1 protein-coding gene is annotated in these 1321 nt (G+C 49.8%); it reads left to right on the top strand.

The window, feature by feature from the left end; translation table 11 throughout:
* Positions 1–1321, top strand: a 1321-nt coding sequence (locus AB6D80_RS23795) for a TraC family protein (protein WP_372189809.1), incomplete at both ends; no start/stop codon positions are given.

Below are 1321 nucleotides of genomic sequence, written 5' to 3'. Positions count from 1 at the left end.
CCCACTCTCGCGGTTTTGGCTTTAAAATCAGTGTCCTTGGGGGCGCTAACGACGATTTAATTCAGTCGTTAAGCCACCTCATGGGGGATTTGCCAGCAGGGGATAAATGGGACTATCAAGTGCAGCTGTTTGGTCACAACCGAGTGGCGCACTATCTCGAAGGAAACCAAGCTCTACTCAGTCAGCGAGGCGGTATCTGCCAGAAGCTGGCTAACGATGACGCCATTTACGCCCACTACGCCGCGCAGCACGGTTTTTTACACCGACAAAAAAACAATCGCTTTGATTTGCGCGATTACGACGCGTTCTTTTTTGTCTCCACCACGGAAAAAGACCCACAAGAGCTGCTTGATGCGCGAATGACTCTAGAGACAGGACTGGCGCAGCTTGGTTTTGATTTACTGCCCGTCACGCCTGAGATGTTGCTGACCGATGTGAGTGATATCTTAAACTTTGATAAACGACAAGACCGGCCAAAGGAAAAAGGCTACAACCCGTTAGAGCCTTTGAACCTGCAAGCCCTCTCTCCCGATACCGAAGCGTTAACGCATCGTGGCCATATCGCCACCCGTCATACCAATGACCAAGGGGAGGAGGTGCGCACACGGCTGGTCAATTTGGGACTTTCTCGTCTGCCTGGGGATTATCGCTTGTACGCCTTACCTGAGGCCTTTTCTTCTCTTCGCAACGTTTCTCGTAATATCACTTGCCCTCACCGCGTCACGTTGAGCTTTCGTAATGAGCCAACCGGTAAGCAAAATGCGGATAACGATAATAAGATAAAAGACTTAACCAAGACGGTGAACAGCCAAATGGCGCTGCTGGCTCCAACAGCGGAAGATGAGCTCAAAGAGCGAAAAGCCCTACAAAAAGGTCTGTTGTCTAAAGAGTTTACCATTGCGTCTATGGTACTCACGGTCTCCCTGTTTACCGATAAGACCCACCAGAAAAAAGACACCCAAGCGGCGAAGGAGTCATTCAGCCATGCTGGCCTTGATATCATTCCCCTGAAAATGAATCAGCCACAAGCGCTGCTTTCAACGTTGCCTTTTATGATGAGCGAAGGGTTGTGGGGCGATTGTAAAAAAGCCGGCCGAGTTCGCACGTTAAAAAGCTCTAATCTGGTGAACCTCTTCCCTCTCATCATGGATTTTTGTCAGTTAAAAGGCGGCGTATTGCTGCCCACGATGCGCCAGCAAATTTCTTTCTTTAACCCTTTCACCTGTGGCAGTGATAACCAAAATATCGCTCTGACCGGAGGCTCAGGCGCAGGGAAAAGCTTTCTGGTTCAAGAGATTGCCGAAACGGTTTACGCCATGGG

Origin of the sequence: Vibrio sp. 10N.247.310.17 (genome assembly GCF_041466605.1) — a bacterium.
GTDB classification, from domain to species: Bacteria; Pseudomonadota; Gammaproteobacteria; order Enterobacterales; family Vibrionaceae; genus Vibrio; species Vibrio tasmaniensis_A.
This window is presented reverse-complemented; position numbering and strand designations above follow the sequence as displayed.